This window comes from Streptomyces sp. WMMB303, assembly GCF_029351045.1.
Taxonomy (GTDB): domain Bacteria; phylum Actinomycetota; class Actinomycetes; order Streptomycetales; family Streptomycetaceae; genus Streptomyces.
Window position 1 is genome coordinate 2,587,767 of the sequence record NZ_JARKIN010000001.1, and the last position, 17,234, is coordinate 2,605,000.

The 17,234-nt window shown below is 69.5% G+C and carries 12 protein-coding genes and 2 rRNA genes (1 of these 14 only partly in view); 5 read left to right on the top strand and 9 right to left on the bottom strand.

From position 1 onward, the window contains the following. Positions 1–192: 192 nt before the first annotated feature. From raiA to mtnA, 6 genes are all read right to left on the bottom strand, one after another. Positions 193–894: a ribosome-associated translation inhibitor RaiA gene (gene raiA, locus P2424_RS11575; RefSeq protein ID WP_019354229.1), complete on the bottom strand. Its 702-nt coding sequence runs from the start codon at positions 892–894 to the stop codon at positions 193–195. Positions 895–1,196: 302 nt separating this feature from the next. Then, positions 1,197–1,955 (bottom strand): ComF family protein, encoded by a 759-nt coding sequence (locus P2424_RS11580; RefSeq protein ID WP_276475673.1) that lies wholly within the window; start codon positions 1,953–1,955, stop codon positions 1,197–1,199. A gap of 173 nt (positions 1,956–2,128) precedes the next feature. Continuing rightward, positions 2,129–3,994: an LpqB family beta-propeller domain-containing protein gene (locus P2424_RS11585; RefSeq protein ID WP_276475674.1), complete on the bottom strand. Its 1,866-nt coding sequence runs from the start codon at positions 3,992–3,994 to the stop codon at positions 2,129–2,131. Next, positions 3,991–5,910 (bottom strand): MtrAB system histidine kinase MtrB, encoded by a 1,920-nt coding sequence (gene mtrB, locus P2424_RS11590; RefSeq protein WP_276475675.1) that lies wholly within the window; start codon positions 5,908–5,910, stop codon positions 3,991–3,993. Before mtrB ends, P2424_RS11585 begins: the two co-directional genes overlap by 4 nt. Before the next feature lies 1 nt (position 5,911). Then, on the bottom strand, positions 5,912–6,589 hold the full coding sequence (mtrA, locus tag P2424_RS11595) for a two-component system response regulator MtrA (protein WP_019354225.1): 678 nt from the start codon (positions 6,587–6,589) through the stop codon (positions 5,912–5,914). After that, positions 6,586–7,707 carry an S-methyl-5-thioribose-1-phosphate isomerase gene (gene mtnA / locus P2424_RS11600; RefSeq protein ID WP_276475676.1) on the bottom strand — a complete coding sequence of 374 codons (1,122 nt, stop codon included), beginning with the start codon at positions 7,705–7,707 and terminating at the stop codon, positions 6,586–6,588. The genes mtrA and mtnA overlap by 4 nt, the downstream gene beginning before the upstream one ends. A 127-nt stretch (positions 7,708–7,834) precedes the next feature. On the opposite strand from mtnA, the gene P2424_RS11605 reads away from it, so the two are divergent. From P2424_RS11605 to P2424_RS11625, 5 genes are read left to right on the top strand one after another with little or no spacing between them, the layout of a single operon-like run. Next, positions 7,835–9,199, top strand: a complete 1,365-nt coding sequence (locus P2424_RS11605; RefSeq protein WP_276475677.1) for a glycerophosphoryl diester phosphodiesterase membrane domain-containing protein — start codon at positions 7,835–7,837, stop codon at positions 9,197–9,199. Between the two features lie 4 nt (positions 9,200–9,203). Beyond that, positions 9,204–9,941, top strand: coding sequence for a DUF4129 domain-containing protein (locus P2424_RS11610; protein WP_276475678.1), 738 nt, complete (start codon positions 9,204–9,206; stop codon positions 9,939–9,941). Then, complete coding sequence (locus P2424_RS11615; protein ID WP_276475679.1) at positions 9,938–11,188, top strand: DUF4350 domain-containing protein; 1,251 nt, start codon at positions 9,938–9,940, stop codon at positions 11,186–11,188. The genes P2424_RS11610 and P2424_RS11615 overlap by 4 nt, the downstream gene beginning before the upstream one ends. Then, on the top strand, positions 11,185–12,150 hold the full coding sequence (locus P2424_RS11620; RefSeq protein ID WP_276475680.1) for a MoxR family ATPase: 966 nt from the start codon (positions 11,185–11,187) through the stop codon (positions 12,148–12,150). Before P2424_RS11615 ends, P2424_RS11620 begins: the two co-directional genes overlap by 4 nt. Positions 12,151–12,167: 17 nt before the next feature. Next, positions 12,168–13,478 (top strand): DUF58 domain-containing protein, encoded by a 1,311-nt coding sequence (locus tag P2424_RS11625; protein ID WP_276475681.1) that lies wholly within the window; start codon positions 12,168–12,170, stop codon positions 13,476–13,478. Between the two features lie 98 nt (positions 13,479–13,576). Here P2424_RS11625 and P2424_RS11630 read toward each other — a convergent pair whose 3' ends face one another. The 3 genes from P2424_RS11630 to P2424_RS11640 form a co-directional block, all read right to left on the bottom strand. Continuing rightward, a complete protein-coding gene (locus tag P2424_RS11630; RefSeq protein WP_276475682.1) occupies positions 13,577–14,512 on the bottom strand; it encodes a helix-turn-helix domain-containing protein in 936 nt (311 codons plus the stop codon). A gap of 340 nt (positions 14,513–14,852) precedes the next feature. After that, a 5S ribosomal RNA gene (gene rrf / locus P2424_RS11635) occupies positions 14,853–14,969 on the bottom strand. A gap of 104 nt (positions 14,970–15,073) precedes the next feature. Beyond that, positions 15,074–17,234 (bottom strand): 23S ribosomal RNA (locus P2424_RS11640) (it continues 963 nt past the right edge of the window).

Genomic DNA, 17,234 nt, shown 5'->3' on the forward strand with positions numbered 1-17,234 from the left:
CTGATCTCCCACCAACCCCGCTACGGCCAACGGAGGTTGGCCCGGGCCTTGATGTTACTCATGCCGACGCCCCCGGCCGGGTCCCGAGATCCGGCCGGGGGCGCGAACATCAAGCCGGTGGTGCGCAGGGCGGGTGCCGGACCGTGCCCGGCTGCTCGCCGGTGGACCGCACCTGACCGGCGCCGGGCGGTGTCAGCCGCCCAACGCTCCGCCCGCTCCGGGCGGCGGCTCCTGTACGAACGGGTCCGGCTCCAGATGAATCACGCCGTAGTCATAGCCGTGCCGACGGTAGACGACACTGGGCTGCTTGGTCTCGGAGTCGACGAACAGATAGAAGTCGTGACCCACCAACTCCATCTCATAGAGCGCCTGGTCCAGCGTCATGGGCGCTGCCGCGTGCGTCTTCTCGCGGACGATGAGCGGTCCTTCGCCGCGGACCTCCAGCGGTCCCATCTTGGTGACCACGGGCTGGCCGTCGGCCTCCGAGGCCACGGCCACCGATCCGGCGGCGGCGTCCAGTTCTCCGTTGAGTTCCGACGCGAGGTGGGCGGTCGCCGCCGCCACACTCATCGGTGCGCGGCTCCCGCCGCGGTGGACGCGACGCTTGTCGGCCTGCTTGCGCAGCCGGGCTTCCAGCTTGCTGGAGGCCAGGTCGAGCGCCGCGTACGGGTCGGAGGCTGCTGCCTCCGCACGAATGACCGGTCCACGCGTACGCAGGGTGATCTCAACCCTGTCGGAACGGTCGGCCTGCCGGGGATTGTGCTCCTTGGCCACCTCGACCTCAAGGTTGATCACCTTGCCGTCGAGTTTCTGAACCTTCTCCAGCTTTTCGGCCACGTGCTTGCGGAACCGGTCGGGCACCTCTGTCTTGCGACCCTTGACGACGATGTCCACGCAGAACTCCGTTCCCGGACGGTCCCACATTCACGTGCGACCGTCCTTGGTGCACTGACGCCGGAGGCTCGGCCCTCCCGCCGTTGGGCTCTCCGGCTCGAGTCGGCTTGCGAGTTTCACCTCCTTCTCCCCCGGAGGAGAGATCACCACTCAATCCGAACGTACCTCCACTGGGGGAGGCTCGGCACCCCCTACCGGCACGTACCTCCGATCAGGGGGGTGAACCCTCGTACCACCTGCAACGACGTCCGCGATCTGATAGTTCCATCGCGTCACGCGAGGCAACTTTCCGTTCTTCTTGATCACTCGACCGAGCGCACCGCGAGCACCGCGGCCGAGGCCACCCCTCCCAACGCCCGCGACGCCTCCGCGAGCGTCGCACCCGTCGTCATCACATCGTCCACCAGCACGACCCGGCCCCGACCCAGCAGCCGCACGCCGCCCTGCACCATCTCCAAAGCTCCGGCAAGATTCGCGGCCCGCTCCGCTGCGCTCAGTCCTGCCTGGTCGGCCACCCTCCGGCGCAGGCACAGCACCGGCAGCACCTGTGCGGCCATGCCCGCCCCTCTGAGTACCGCCGCCGCCTCCCGCGCCATGCGCCGCACCGGGTCGTGCCCCCGCCGCGCGACAGCCCGGCGCATGGAGGGCACCGGAACGAGCAGCGTCGACGCCGGACGCCGGGCCGACCAGCAGCCCGCCCGGGCGGACGCCCCGCCCTGGAGGGGCACCGCCGGCGCAGAGGTGCCCGCCGCACGCGAGGCGCGTTCGACGGCACGTGCGAGCACCGCTCCCAGTGGCGCGGCCAGCCCCAGGGCACCGCGTTCCTTGTGAGCGAGCAGCGCGGCTCGGGCCTCGTCGGTGTAGGTGAGGGCTCCATACACCTGCGGCAATCCGGACGGTACGCGCGAGGGACGAACCCGCCGCGGCACCGCGCCATTCAGCACGCTGCTGCACTCTTCGCACAAGCGGTCCCGCGCACGCGGGCGACCGCATCCGGCACATTCCACGGGCAGCACCAGACCTGCGAATTCCCGCCGAAGTCCCGGCCAGGTCCTCGACATGTCCCCACTCTGGCACCGGGGATCCGGCGCCACCACCCCTGTGGAAAACCCCTGGAACGCTCGCGCGGCCCGACCCCGGGCAGCAGCGCCCACGCGCCGCAACACCGGGGCTCGGGAGCCGCCCGGACCCGCCGGATCCGGGGTCCGAGCGGCTGCCCGGCCCGCCGGGGGACTCAGCCCGGGTAGGCGGGGGCGGAACCGTTCTCCGTGAGCATCCGCCAGTTCGCGTCGGGGGGCAGCCGCACGATGCCCTCCTCGGAATCGGCGAGCAGCGGCTTGCTCTCGTCCTCGGAGGCGGCGACCCCTGTCACATCGGTGATCCCCGGGAGCGTCGGCTGATCGGAGACCGAACCGTCGGTCTCCATGTACTGCAGCTGCTGCACGCTCCCCGACTCGCGCCCCACCACCACGAGCCGGCTGCCGCCCGCCCACGAGGCCGCCGAGACGTCCACCAGTTGTGGCGCGACCGGACGCAGTTGCTCGACCGTCACCCGGGAGTTCTTCGCCGTCCCCCCGCGTACCACCCGGCCGAGCTGCAACGAGGCATGGCCCTCGCCGTCCCGCACCCGCAGCAGGATCCGCACCCCGTCGGAGGCCACCCGCAGCGACTCGATGCGCTCGTCCTCGCCCAGGTCCGGCACCCGCACCTCGTCGGGCTGCTCCTTGCCGCTGCGCAGCCGCAGCAGCCGGGGAGCGTCCGGGTCACGATCGGCGACCCACAGGTCGCCCAGTCCGTCCCAGCTCGGCGCCGTCAGCCGGTCCTTCTCCTGCTTCGCCGCGCTGGTGAGCACCGGATCGCCGAGCGCGGTGGTGGCACTGCTCCCCTCCAGGGAGGCGACGTAGAGGGCGCGCCGGCCGCGCGAGACGGCAGCGCCCTCGCTCTCGATCCGGTTGACCGCGACCGCGCCCATCTCCACCTGCCCGCTGCCCAGCGGGCCTTCGACCGGGCGCGCCGACGTGCTCTTGTTCTTGATGGACGCGACGCGGTGCTTCCCGTCGATGAAGTACGCCCGCTTCGCACTGCCGTTGAGGCGGCCCGGCTGGTAGGCGGCTACCTGCTCCCGGGTCCGGGAGCAGAGCTGCCGGTCCTCGGGACCGGCCAGTTCCACCTTGCCGACCTTCGCCGACGCCTGGTCCTGCACGGAGTACAGCACTTGCGCCGCCATCCGCGCGCATCGCTTGCCGCCGGCCTCGGCGGCGCGGGCATTGAGCCGCAGCCGCAGCACGCCCGAGTCGTCGAGCGAGAGGTGCTGTCCGCGCGCCAGGCGGCTGCCGCGCGGGAACGAGGAGTCGACCACGGGGTCGAGCCAGCCGGACGGACCCTGCAGCAGCGCGGAGACCGTCTCGGTGACCGGGTCGATACGTCGCCGAAGATAGACCGGATCGGCGACGAGCACATTCTGACCGTCAGTGATCGAATCCGCGTCCGGCCCGAGCTGCGCGTAGTAGTAGGTGTTGATGGGGCGGTAGATGCGCTGGAAGTCGGACTCGCCGAGCACGAGGCCGTCCGGCATCTCGTCGATGCGCCACTCCCCTTTCACCTTGGTCAGCCGGAAGACCTCGCTGTACTTGCCCCCGGAGGGCGAGTAGGCGTGCTTGCCGTCCACCTCGGCCATCCGGTCGCCCGAGACCTCCACCGAATAGCCGCCCTTGACAGCCGTGCTCTCCGGCGGCGCCTTCACCGCGCCCGGGGCGTCCGAGAGCACCGTCGTCGACGCGAACGGCTTCCACCTACGGGCCATGGCGGGGGTCATGTACTCGCGCGCGGTGCGGAATGTGGCCTCGTCGCTGGTCGTCGCCTCCAGAAAGCCCCGGACTATCTGGGTCGGCGCCTCGCCCTTCTGCGGACTGACGCTGTAGACCCGCACCTGGGAGTCCATTCCGCTGCGGTGCGAGGAGCTGACGTGCTTGACCTTGCCCCCGTCCGGCATCGACGCACACCCCGCCAGCAGCGCCCCGCACGAGGCGAGCACGATCAGGGCGCGGCGCCGCCGCGCGGCGCTTCCGCCCCGCCGCGTACGCTCGTCGGCCGCTCTCATCCCCGCTCCTCTCCGGAGTGCCCTGCCTGCTCGTCGTTCCGCGTCCCGCCGGTGGCGCCGGTGGCCGACGCCGGCGCGGTGCCCGCCGCCACCGCCTGCCGCTCCCGCTCCCTGGCCCGCTCCCGCTTCCTGCGCGAGTCCTCGGGCTCCAACCGCAGCGGAGAGCCGCGCAACGGCTCCCCGGCCGTGCAGGGCAGGACGAGCAGGAACTGCGATCCGTCGCCCGGCGCGCCCCAGGCGCGCAGCCACCCACCGTGCAGCCGGGCGTCCTCCAGCGCGATCGACAGCCCCAGTCCGGTACCACCAGTGGTGCGGGCCCGGGCCGGGTCGGCGCGCCAGAAGCGGTTGAAGACCCGCTCGGCCTCGCCTTCCTTGAGACCGACGCCGTAGTCGCGCACGGCCACCGCCACGGCACCGCCCCCGCTCGCGAGCCGCACCACCACGTCGCGACCCTCCCCGTGCTCCACCGCGTTGTCGACCAGGTTGCGCAGCACCCGTTCGATCCTGCGGCCGTCCATCTCGGCGACCACGGGCTGCTCGTCACCCCTCACGAGGATCCTGCTGCCCTTGCGCTCGGCGAGCGGCTCGCTGCCCTCCACCACCCGGTGGACCACGTCCCGCAGGTCGACGGCGCTCGGCTCGAGGTTGGCGGCGCCCGCGTCGAACCGGCTGATCTCCAGCAGATCCGCCAGCAGCGATTCGAACCGGTCGAGCTGCCCGAGCAGCAGCTCCGCCGAGCGGGCGGTCACCGGATCGAAGTCCTCACGCGCCTCGTGGATCACATCGGCCGCCATCCGCACCGTCGTCAAGGGCGTCCGCAGCTCGTGTGAAACGTCCGAGACGAAGCGGCGCTGCATCCGGGACAGCTCCTCCAACTGCTGAATCTTGAGCTGAAGGTTCTGCGCCATCTTGTTGAACGACTCCCCCAGCCGGGCGATGTCGTCCTCGCCGGTGACCTTCATCCGCTCCTGGAGCCGTCCGGCCGCCAGCCGCTCGGAGATCCCGGCCGCCATGCGCACAGGCGTCACCACCTGCCGCACGACCAGCCACGCGATCGCCCCCAGCAGCACCACGACGAACACCCCGGCCGTCGCCAGAGTGCCCTTGACCAGGCTCAGCGACTCCTCCTCCTGGGTGAAGGGAAAGACGTAGTAGAGCTGGAAGGGATTGCCGCGCGCGTCGTTGAGACGCTTGCCGACGATCAGCGCCGGTTCGCGGGTGAAGTCCTGCTGGTAGACGCGGGCGTACCGGCGGTGCGGGCCCGGCTCTTCGTCGAGGGCCTTGCGCAGATCCTCGGGGATGCTCTCGGGGCGGATGTCACCGCCCGCGCGCGGACCGCGCGTGGTGATGCTGCTGTTGCCGAGGAAAGGCGACTCGCTGTTCTCGGACCCGAGCGCCACCACCGAATAGACGCCTTGACCGCTGCTGGCGAGCTGTTCGACCAGGTTGGTCAACCAGGTGCCGGAGTTCTGCGCGCCCCTGCTGCCCCGAATGCTGTCCTCACCGCTGGGACCGCTGCCGGCGCTGTCGGCCATCCGCTCGGCGGCGGCGAACCCGCCGGAAGCCTGGCTCTGCGCGGTCTGCTCCTTGGCCTCCAGCAAACCGTTGCGGACCTGCCCGATGACGACGAGCCCCAGGAGCAGCACGACTCCCAGCGAAAGCAGCAGTGTGGCCACGACCACCCGGAGCTGGATGTTCCGCCGCCACAACCGCATCACGGGCAGCAGCGGCCTCCGCACCCACCGCACGAAGAACCGCACCATGGGGCGCGCGCCGGGACCGGTCGCCCCCTCGGGGAGCAGACCGTCGGAGAAGAGGGCCCCGCTTCTCCACAGGCGTCCGATTTTGGACACGTCGGACTCGCGGCCCGTTCCCCGCCCTCCACCGGTGCGGTTCGGTGCGGTGTTCCGGGCCATCTCAGCCCGGCCCGGCCTTGTAGCCCACACCCCGCACGGTCACGACGATCTCCGGCCGCTCCGGGTCCTTCTCGACCTTCGAGCGCAGCCGCTGCACGTGCACATTGACCAGCCTGGTGTCCGCCGCGTGCCGGTAGCCCCACACCTGTTCCAGCAGCACCTCGCGGGTGAAGACCTGCCACGGCTTCCGCGCCAGCGCCACCAGAAGATCGAACTCGAGCGGGGTCAGGGCTATGGACCGGCCCTCCCGCTTGACCGAGTGCCCGGCCACGTCGATCACCAGGTCGCCGATGGCCAGCTGCTCCGGTGCGGGCTCCTCGGAGCGCCGCAACCGCGCCCTGATCCGCGCCACCAGCTCCTTGGGCTTGAACGGCTTGACGATGTAGTCGTCGGCGCCCGATTCCAGCCCGACCACCACATCGACCGTGTCGCTCTTCGCCGTGAGCATGACCACCGGTACCCCGGATTCCGCCCGGATCAGACGGCACACCTCGATCCCGTCCCTCCCCGGCAGCATCAGGTCGAGCAGCACCAGATCCGGCTTGGTCTCCCGAAAGGCGGCAAGCGCCTTGTCACCGTCCGCGACAAACGACGGTTCGAAACCTTCTCCGCGCAGCACAATGCCGAGCATTTCTGCCAGTGCGGTGTCGTCATCGACGACAAGGACGCGTCCCTTCATGCCTTCATCATCCCATTAGCCGATCGTGACGCTCGATTTCGTGATGTGGAACACAGTTCCGCGATGCTGGCGGCCGTCACGGGAGAGGCAGTCCCCTCATCCGTGACCACTGCCGTGACCAGGGCGGACGGCGTCACATCGAACGCCGGATTGTAGGCGTGCGCCCCCACCGGAGCCAGCGCCGGGCCCCCTCCAGCAGCTGCCGGCCCCGGCCCGGGCCCCACCGTCACCTCGTGGGCCGCCCGCTGCTCCACATCGATACCACCGCCCGTCTCCGTCTGCGGATCGATCGTGGTCACCGGAGCCACCACCACGAACGGCACCCCATGATGACGCGCGAGTACCGCCAACGGATACGTGCCGACCTTGTTCGCCACCGAGCCGTCCGCCGCGATCCGGTCGGCGCCCACGAGCACCGCATCCACCTCACCGGCCGCGAACAGCGACCCGGCCGCGCCGTCCGCCAGCACGCTGTAGGCCATCCCCGCCTCGGCCGCCTCGTACGCCGTCAGCCTCGATCCCTGCAGCAGTGGACGCGTCTCCCCCACCCACAGCCGCCGCAGCTCACCGGCCCGGTGCACGGCCTTCACCACGGCCAGTGCCGTGCCCTCACCGCCGGAAACCAGCCTCCCGGTGTTGCAGTGCGTCAGGATTCGCAGCCCGCCACCGGGCACCAGACCCGCCAGCAGCTTCCTCCCGTGCCCGGCCATCCGCCCGCTCGCCTCGGCGTCCTCCCGGTGCAGGGCCCGCGCCGCGGCCAGCGCCCGGTCCGCCGCGTGCGCCGCACCGCCACCGGCAGCCTCCCGATAGGCGGCCTCCACCCGCCGCGCCCCGTACGCGAGATTCACCGCCGTCGGCCGCGCATGCGCCAACTGCTCCGCCGCCTCCGCCACATCGGAACCCCGCGCCGCGGCCAAGGCGACCCCGTAGCCACCGGCAACGCCCAGAACCGGCGCGCCCCGCACCACCAGCGACCGGATGGCGGCCACCAGCGCGGGCACGTCCGGGCACACCAGTTCCGCCTCCGTAACCGGCAGCCGAGTCTGGTCGAGAAGGATCACCGCGGGCCCCTCCGGTGACTCCTCGTAACGAATCACGGGCACACACTCATCAGCCATCCGCCCAGTCTGCCCGCTCGACGCGAGGCCCCTGAAGGGCGTGCAGGCTCCCGACTGGCCGCACCCGCGCCACCCCGTGGCACGATGGGCAGCCCACCAGGCCCGGGATTGCACGAGGTGACCTCACGTGAACGACTCCCCGGACCGGGCTTCACCCGGATCCGCTTCGCCCGACCCCCGCCCCTCCGGCACGCCCGGACAGCGCGCCGGGGGCCCTACGGGCGACGACGCGGAGCGCGCCACACCTGAGGCGTCGCGGCCCGAGCGGCCCGAGGTGGACGACCGCCCCCGCACCTGGGCCGCCGACCAGCCACCTGCCGCCCCACAGGGGTGGAACTGGGGCGACCGGGACGACAGCCGAGGCCGGCGCAGCAGCCGGGGTCAGATCCCACGGCAGCATCAAGGAGGCCCCCGAGGGCGGACAGCGGGCCCCGGAACCGGTCCCCCCGGCCCGGGCTGGAACCACAACGGCCCACCCACCGCCTGGGCACACCCGCCGCAGGCCGCGAAGCCCGGCGTCGTCCCGCTCCGCCCTCTGGGCATCGGCGAGATCCTGGACGGCTCCGTCAGCGCCATGCGCACCCACTGGCGCACCGCGCTCGGCATCGCCCTCGTCGTCGCCGTCCTCACCGAACTCGTCTCGGTCCTCACCATGCGGCTCTGGCTCGGCGACTCCACCGCGTTCGAGTCCCTGACCAAGAACGAGGAGCCCAGCCTCGAGGAGCTGAACAACGCCCTCACCGACACGCTCAGCACACTGAGCGTGACCTGGGTCGTCGGCATGCTCGGCACCGTGGTCGCCACCGCGATGCTCACCGTGGTCGTCAGCCGAGCGGTCCTCGGCCGCCAGGTCACCCTTGGTGAGGCATGGCGAGACGCACGTCCCCAGCTCCCCCGCCTGCTCGGCCTGCTCCTCCTCCTTCCCCTCCTGGTCTGCCTCGTCCTCTTCGGCTGTCTGCTCCCCGGGGTCCTCGTCGCGCTCGCCGGTCCGATCGGACCGGCGCTCATCCTGCTGTTCTTCGGACTGCTCGGGGGAATCGCCGCCGCAGCCTGGGTCTGGGTCCGGTTCTGCCTCGCGCCGCCCGCGCTGATGCTGGAGAAGCAGGGGCTGACCGCCGCCATGCGGCGCTCGGCCAAGCTGGTGACGGGAAGCTGGTGGCGCATCCTCGGCATCCAACTGCTCACTCTGGTCCTGATCACCGCCATCTCCTTCGTGGTCTCACTGCCGGCCACCGCCGTCTCCGCACTCGTCAGCGGCGGCGACACCCTCACCGACCCCGCGGCCGCGACGACCTGGACCTCCCTCGTCATCAACGGCATCGGCTCCGTCCTGGCCTCGACCGTGGCCCTCCCCCTCAGCGCAGGCATCACCGCCCTCCTCTACCTCGACCAACGCATCCGCCGCGAGGCTCTCGACCTCGAACTGGCCCGCGCGGCAGGCGTCCCCGGCTTCGAGCGCCAGGACACCGAGCCCCCCGCCGCGGGAGGCTGACACCGTGCCGGGGGGACACATCTCCGCGCTCTCCCGCTGCTGCGCCGCCGCTTCCCACCGGTCGGCCACCGCCGACGAGAGCAACGGTCCTCTCACCACCCCCCGGCTGCCGGCCCGCGAGGACGCCGAGCGGGAGCTGTCCCGGCCCGAATACCACCAACACGACCCCTCCCTGCCGCATCGCGCCGTCGACTGGCTGTGGGACCGCCTCGGCGACCTGCTCCGCACCGCCGCGGAAGCCGCCCCGGGCGGATCGGTGGGCCTCACGGTCCTGGCCCTCGTCCTCGCCCTGCTCCTCGTCGCTCTCCGTCTCCGTCTGGGCGCCCTCCGCACAAGGCGCACCACGGGCTCCGCGACGCTCTTCCCCGACCGGCTCCGCAGTGCGGCCGACCACCGCGCCGCCGCCGAAGCCCACGCACAGGCCCAGCGCTGGACCGCGGCTGTCCAGGAGCGGATGCGCGCGCTGGTCCGCTCCCTGGAGGAGCGCGCACTGCTCGACCCCCGACCGGGCCGCACAGCCGACGAAGCCACCACCGAGGCCGCCACCGTCCTCCCCGGGCTCGCCGAACCACTGCGCGCCGCTGCCCGCACCTTCGACGAGGTCAGCTACGCCGACCGACCGGCCGACCCCACCGACTACGCCCTCCTCCGCGACCTGGACAACCTCCTCCTCCGCACCACCCCCGCCCCGCTCGCGAGCCATACCTCCTCAGCACCGGCATCCCACGGGTGGGCCGTGTGACACCCACGGCACCCACCTCCACCTCGCCCCTCGCACCTCACATATGGCAGCGGGCACGCGGGCTCCTCCTGGCCGCCGCGCTCCTCGCCGTCGCCGGGGTGACCCTCGCCGCGCTCCGCTCGACCGAGCACACCGCCCCGCTGGATCCCGGCTCGGCCTCGCCCGACGGCAGCAAGGCCCTCGCCCGACTCCTGACCGACCGGGGCGTGCACACCACGGTCCTCACCGACTCCTCCGCCCTGCACCGACAGACCGGCCCCGACACCACCCTTCTGGTTCCCTTCCCCAACTCCCTCACCGAGCGCCAGCGCACCGCCGTCCGCAAGGCAGCCGAGGACTCCGGGCGCACCGTCCTGCTGGCGCCGGATACGAGAACAACCTCCGCTCTCACCCCCGGCATCCGCACCTTCGCCGCCCTGCCCACCGCCCCGACACCTCCGGACTGCGACCTGGCTGCGGCCCGCCGTGCCGGCGGTGCGGATCTCGGCGGACACCGCTACAGCACCACCGGACCTGCCGAGAAGTGCTATCCGCGGAGCGGCCGCGCCACCCTGCTGCGCCTCCACGCGCCTTCCCGCGGTGACACCGTCCTCCTGGGTACGGCCGACCCTCTCCGCAACGAGCACCTCGACCAGCACGGCAACGCCTCCCTGGCCCTCCAACTCCTCGGACCGCATCCACAACTCCTCTGGTACCTCCCCTCCGACAGCGAGAGGGTTCCCTCCGACGACGGGGAGCGCAGCTTCTTCGACCTGCTGCCCGGCGGCTGGTCCTGGGCGGCCGTACAGCTCGCCCTCGCGGCCCTTCTCGCCGCTCTGTGGAGGGCCCGGCGGCTGGGCCCGCTCGTCACCGAACGGCTCCCCGTCGCCGTGCCCGCGGCCGAGACGACAGAGGGAAGGTCCCGCCTCTACCGCAAAGCCAATGACCGCGGTCACGCGGCTGACGCGCTCCGCACCGCCTGCCGCGGCCGGCTGGCCCTCCTGGCCGGAGTGCCTCGCGCGCAGGCCCACGACCGCGAGATTCTCGCCCCTGCCCTGGCCGCACGCGTAGTCCACCGAGCATCATCCGAACCGGGTGAACCGGCATACGACGAGGCCAGGATCCGCTCCCTCCTCTTCGGCTCCTCTCCTGCGAACGACACCGCGCTGCTCCACCTCGCGGACGAACTCGACCGCCTTGAGGAACTCTTCGCCCCCGCCGGCTCCCAGCAGCACCGTCGCAGGGCAGACAAGGACATCACCCCGTGAGCACTCCCTCCGCAGACAACGCCCGCAGCGCCCTCGAAGCCCTCCGTGAGGAAATCTCCAAGGTTGTCGTAGGACAGGACGCCGCAGTCACCGGACTCGTCATCGCCCTGCTGTGCCGAGGACACGTACTGCTCGAGGGCGTGCCGGGCGTCGCCAAGACACTCCTCGTGCGCACACTGGCCACCGCACTCGAACTCGACACCAAGCGGGTGCAGTTCACCCCGGACCTGATGCCCGGCGATGTCACCGGTTCACTGATCTACGACTCGCGCGCGGCCACGTTCTCCTTCCAGCCGGGCCCGGTGTTCACCAATCTCCTGCTCGCCGATGAAATCAACCGCACTCCGCCCAAGACGCAGGCATCCCTGCTGGAGGCCATGGAGGAACACCAGGTCTCTGTCGACGGCCGACCCCACCCGCTTCCCGATCCCTTCCTGGTCGCCGCCACCCAGAACCCCGTCGAGTACGAGGGGACCTATCCCCTGCCCGAAGCACAGCTCGACCGCTTCCTGCTCAAACTGCACATCCCGCTCCCCTCGCGGGAGACCGAACTCGATGTACTCACCCGGCACGCCGAGGGCTTCGACCCCCGGGACCTGACCGCCATGGGCGTACGCCCCGTCGCGGGCCCCACCGAGATCGAAGCCGCGCGCGCAGCCGTCGCCCGGACCACCGTGTCCTCCGACGTCACCGGCTACGTCGTCGATATCTGCCGTGCCACCCGCGATTCCCCCTCGCTCTCCCTCGGGGTCTCCCCCCGAGGCGCTACCGCTCTGCTCTCCGCCGCCCGCGCCTGGGCCTGGCTCACCGGCCGGGACTACGTCACGCCGGACGACGTCAAGGCATTCGCCCCGCCAGCGCTCCGACACCGCGTCCGGCTACGGCCCGAGGCCGAGATGGAAGGCGTCACCTCTGACAACGTGCTGCACTCCGTTCTCACCCACACCCCAGTTCCCCGCTGAGAATTCCGGTTCCCACCATGGCCCTCACCGGCAGAACGGCCCTCGCAACCGCCCTGGCCACGCTCATCGTGGGCTTCCTGCTGCCCGGTTGGACCGGGATCCTCGCCGTCGAACTTCCCCTGCTGATTGCCATCGTGGCCGACCTGTTCCTCGCCGCGCCAGTGAGTCAGCTCCTGTTCACCCGAAGCGGTGACACCTCAGTTCGACTTGGCGAACAAGCGCTCGTCACTCTCGTCGTCACGAATCCCAATAGCCGCACCCTGCACGCGCAGCTCCGCGACGCCTGGCCGCCCAGCAGCTGGCCGCAGGACATCTCCGACCGCGCCAGCCGCCATCCGCTCCGCGTACCCCCGGGAGAGCGGCGCCGGGTCACCACCCGGCTCCAGCCCACCCGCCGCGGGGACCGCGAAGCCGTACGCGTCACGATCCGTTCGCACGGCCCCCTGGGGCTGGCCGCCCGCCAAGGGCATCACGAGGTCCCCTGGACCGTCCGAGTCCTTCCCGCCTTCCCCAGTCGGAGACTCCTGCCGGGCAAACTGGCCCGGCTCCGCGAACTCGACGGCCGCACCAGCATCCTGACCAGCGGCGAGGGAACCGAGTTCGACAGCCTGCGGGACTACGCGGCCGGAGACGACACCCGTTCCATCGACTGGCGTGCCACAGCCCGCCGTGCGGATGTGGCCGTCCGCACCTGGCGGCCCGAGCGGGACCGGCGGATCCTGCTCGTCCTCGACACGGGCCGTACCTCGGCAGGCCGCGTCGGTGACGTACCCCGCCTCGACGTGGCCATGGACGCAGCACTGCTCCTCGCCGCCTCGGCCGTCCGCGCCGGCGACCGCGTCGACCTGCTCGCCCATGACCGTGTCACCAGGACGAGCGTCACGGGTCGCGCCGGTACCGACACTCTGCCCGCGCTCGTAGCGGCCATGGCTCCGCTCGAGCCCGCTCTCACGGAATCCGACCTGCGGACTCTGGCGGCAAGAGCCCTGCGGGCGACACCCAGCGGGTCGCTCCTGGTCCTCCTGACCGGACTCGACCGAGCGCCGGTCGACGAGGGTCTGCTGCCGGTTCTGCCGCTCCTCACCCGACGGCACACCGTTCTTGTCGCCTCGGTATCCGATCCCCGCATCGAGGAGATGGCGGGCGGACGGGGCACTCTCGACGCGGTGTACGGCGCGGCGGCAGCAGCACAGTCACTGGCGGAACGGCAGGAGACGGCAGAGCGTCTGCGCCGGCACGGCGCGACTGTCGTGGACGAGCCCCCGTCCCGTCTCGCCTCCACACTGACCGACGCCTACCTCTCGCTCAAAGCGGCGGGACGGCTGTGAACAGTGGGCAAGACCCTGTCGGCTCCGGTCGATTCCTCGCAGGGGCACGGTGGTCGGGTGGTCCGCCACACCAGCGGACCCGACGCCCGGCCCCGCCCTCAGATCTGGCTGAAGGTGCGTCGGTAGGCGCCGGGGGTGGTGCCGAGATGCGCCCGGAAGCGGCGGCGCAGGTTGACTGCCGAGGTGAGTCCGACGCGGGTGGTGACGGCTTCGACCGTCAGGTCGGTCCGTTCCAACAGGACGCGTGCCGCGTCGATACGTTGGTCGAGCAGCCACTGCCCTGGGCTGGTGCCGAGTTGCTCGGTGAAGCGCCGGGCGAGGGTCCGGCTGGAGAGCCCGGCGCGTTCGGCGAGCCGGTCGAGGGTCAGTCGGGTGTCGAGCCGGGAGGTGGCCCACTCCAGCAAGGGTGCCAATGACTCGTCCGCCTTGGCCGGTGCGGGCTGTACGGCGTACTGGAGTTGGCTGCCCTCGCGGTGCGGCGGCAGGACCATGTTTCTGGCGATCCGGGCGGCGTATGCAGCGCCGTGGTCGGAGCGGACCAGGTGCAGGCACAGGTCGATGCCTGCGCCGGTTCCCGCGCTGGTGGCCACGTCGCCGTGGTCCACGAAGAGCACGTCCTGCTCGAGGCGCACCTGGGGGAAGGCGGCGGCGAGTTGGGTGGTGTGGCGCCAGTGGGTAGTGGCGCCACGGCCGTCGAGCAGTCCGGCCTGAGCGAGGACGAAGGCTCCCGTGCAGATGGCGACGATCCGCGCCCCGCGGCGGTGGGCAGCCCGCAATGCCGCGGTGACTGCTGGCGGCGCGGGCGTGCCGGGCGGCTGCCAGCCGGGAACGATCACGGTGTCCGCTTGCTCCAGGGCCTCCAGCCCGGCGTCGACGACCATCGCATAGCCGGCGGTGGTCGGCAGTGGGCCGGGGCTCTCGGCGCAGATCCCGAAGCTGTAGCGGGGCGGCCCGTCCAGTGGGGCGGTGCCGAAGACCTCTCCGGCCCCATCGCCCTGGCGGGACACGACATCGGCGGCGCCGTCGCCCAGCACCTTCTTGCCCGCAACCTACTCGAGGTGTCCCGGTTCGCCTTGGTCAACTCGGTCCTCTACGACTCCTGGCCCGCGCCCCACGTGGCCCGATTCCAGGACGGGGACACGGGTGAGGGCGTGCTGGCCGCCCGCCGGCAGGCGATTTCCCGGGTGCTCGCGGGTATCGCCACCGAGTCGTTGAAGGATCTTCGAATCCGTCGTCTGATCACCATTCGGTCGTCCCGAGTCCTCGTCAGTTCGCCGGCCGACGGGACACCGAGGCCCGGAAAGCGAAAGCGAATCGGCCCTGAACGTGAGAAAGCCCCGTCGGATGTCTCCGACGGGGCTTTCCCCACAATGAGTTCGGCGGCGTCCTACTCTCCCACACGCTCCCGCATGCAGTACCATCGGCGCTGAAAGGCTTAGCTTCCGGGTTCGGAATGTAACCGGGCGTTTCCCTCACGCTATGACCACCGAAACACGGTGAAACACACAACCAGCAGCACAACACCCACCCGACAACACGGGGATGGTGCTTGCACGGTTGTTGTCTCAGAACCGACACAGTGGACGCGAGCCTCTATGGACAAGCCCTCGGCCTATTAGTACCGGTCACCTCCACACGTTACCGTGCTTCCAGATCCGGCCTATCAACCCCGTCATCTCCAGGGAGCCTTAACCCCTCAAAGGGGGTGGGAGTCCTCATCTCGAAGCAGGCTTCCCGCTTAGATGCTTTCAGCGGTTATCCTTCCCGAACGTAGCCAACCAGCCATGCCCTTGGCAGAACAACTGGCACACCAGAGGTCCGTCCGTCCCGGTCCTCTCGTACTAGGGACAGCCCTTCTCAAGACTCCTACGCGCGCAGCGGATAGGGACCGAACTGTCTCACGACGTTCTAAACCCAGCTCGCGTACCGCTTTAATGGGCGAACAGCCCAACCCTTGGGACCGACTCCAGCCCCAGGATGCGACGAGCCGACATCGAGGTGCCAAACCATCCCGTCGATATGGACTCTTGGGGAAGATCAGCCTGTTATCCCCGGGGTACCTTTTATCCGTTGAGCGACGGCGCTTCCACAAGCCACCGCCGGATCACTAGTCCCGACTTTCGTCCCTGCTCGACCCGTCAGTCTCACAGTCAAGCTCCCTTGTGCACTTACACTCACCACCTGATGACCAACCAGGCTGAGGGAACCTTTGGGCGCCTCCGTTACTCTTTAGGAGGCAACCGCCCCAGTTAAACTACCCACCAGACACTGTCCCCGATCCGGATCACGGACCCAGGTTAGACATCCAGCACGACCAGAGTGGTATTTCAACAACGACTCCACGAACACTGGCGTGTCCGTATCACAGTCTCCCACCTATCCTACACAAGCCGAACCGAACACCAATATCAAGCTGTAGTAAAGGTCCCGGGGTCTTTCCGTCCTGCTGCGCGAAACGAGCATCTTTACTCGTAGTGCAATTTCACCGGGCCTATGGTTGAGACAGTCAAGAAGTCGTTACGCCATTCGTGCAGGTCGGAACTTACCCGACAAGGAATTTCGCTACCTTAGGATGGTTATAGTTACCACCGCCGTTTACTGGCGCTTAAGTTCTCAGCTTCACCACACCGAAATGTGACTAACCGGTCCCCTTAACGTTCCAGCACCGGGCAGGCGTCAGTCCGTATACCTCGCCTTACGGCTTCGCACGGACCTGTGTTTTTAGTAAACAGTCGCTTCTCGCTGGTCTCTGCGGCCACACCCAGCTCAGACAGCACGTGCCCTCACCAGACATGGCCCCCCTTCTCCCGAAGTTACGGGGGCATTTTGCCGAGTTCCTTAACCATAGTTCACCCGAACGCCTCGGTATTCTCTACCAGACCACCTGAGTCGGTTTAGGGTACGGGCCGCCACACAACTCGCTAGAGGCTTTTCTCGACAGCACAGGATCATCCACTTCACCACAAACGGCTCGGCATCAGGTCTCACCCCTGTAACGAGGAACGGATTTCCCTACTCCTCGGGCTACACCCTTACCCCGGGACAACCATCGCCCGGGCTGGACTACCTCACTGCGTCACCCCATCACTCACCTACTACAAGCTCGGACCGTCGGCTCCACCACACCCGGACTCCGAAGAGACCAGGAGGCTTCACGGACTTAGCATCACCTGATTCGATGTCTGACGCTGCATAGCGGGTACCGGAATATCAACCGGTTCTCCATCGACTACGCCTGTCGGCCTCGCCTTAGGTCCCGACTTACCCTGGGCAGATCAGCTTGACCCAGGAACCCTTAGTCAATCGGCGCACACGTTTCCCACGCATGTATCGCTACTCATGCCTGCATTCTCACTCGTGAACCGTCCACAACTCGCTTCCACGGCTGCTTCACCCGGCACACGACGCTCCCCTACCCACCCACACACCCGTTAAGGCTATTGTATGAGTGACACGACTTCGGCGGTGTACTTGAGCCCCGCTACATTATCGGCGCGGAATCACTTGACCAGTGAGCTATTACGCACTCTTTCAAGGATGGCTGCTTCTAAGCCAACCTCCTGGTTGTCTCTGCGACTCCACATCCTTTCCCACTTAGCACACGCTTAGGGGCCTTAGTCGATGCTCTGGGCTGTTTCCCTCTCGACCATGGAGCTTATCCCCCACAGTCTCACTGCCGCGCTCTCACTTACCGGCATTCGGAGTTTGGCTAAGGTCAGTAACCCGGTAGGGCCCATCGCCTATCCAGTGCTCTAC

Excerpts from the sequence above, each read along its gene's own strand:
- P2424_RS11580 (WP_276475673.1), bottom strand. The coding sequence starts at position 1,955 with ATGTCGAGGACCTGGCCGGGACTTCGGCGGGAATTCGCAGGTCTGGTG.
- P2424_RS11585 (WP_276475674.1), bottom strand. The coding sequence starts at position 3,994 with ATGAGAGCGGCCGACGAGCGTACGCGGCGGGGCGGAAGCGCCGCGCGG.
- mtrB (WP_276475675.1), bottom strand. The coding sequence starts at position 5,910 with ATGGCCCGGAACACCGCACCGAACCGCACCGGTGGAGGGCGGGGAACG.
- mtrA (WP_019354225.1), bottom strand. The coding sequence starts at position 6,589 with ATGAAGGGACGCGTCCTTGTCGTCGATGACGACACCGCACTGGCAGAA.
- mtnA (WP_276475676.1), bottom strand. The coding sequence starts at position 7,707 with ATGGCTGATGAGTGTGTGCCCGTGATTCGTTACGAGGAGTCACCGGAG.
- P2424_RS11625 (WP_276475681.1), top strand. The coding sequence starts at position 12,168 with ATGGCCCTCACCGGCAGAACGGCCCTCGCAACCGCCCTGGCCACGCTC.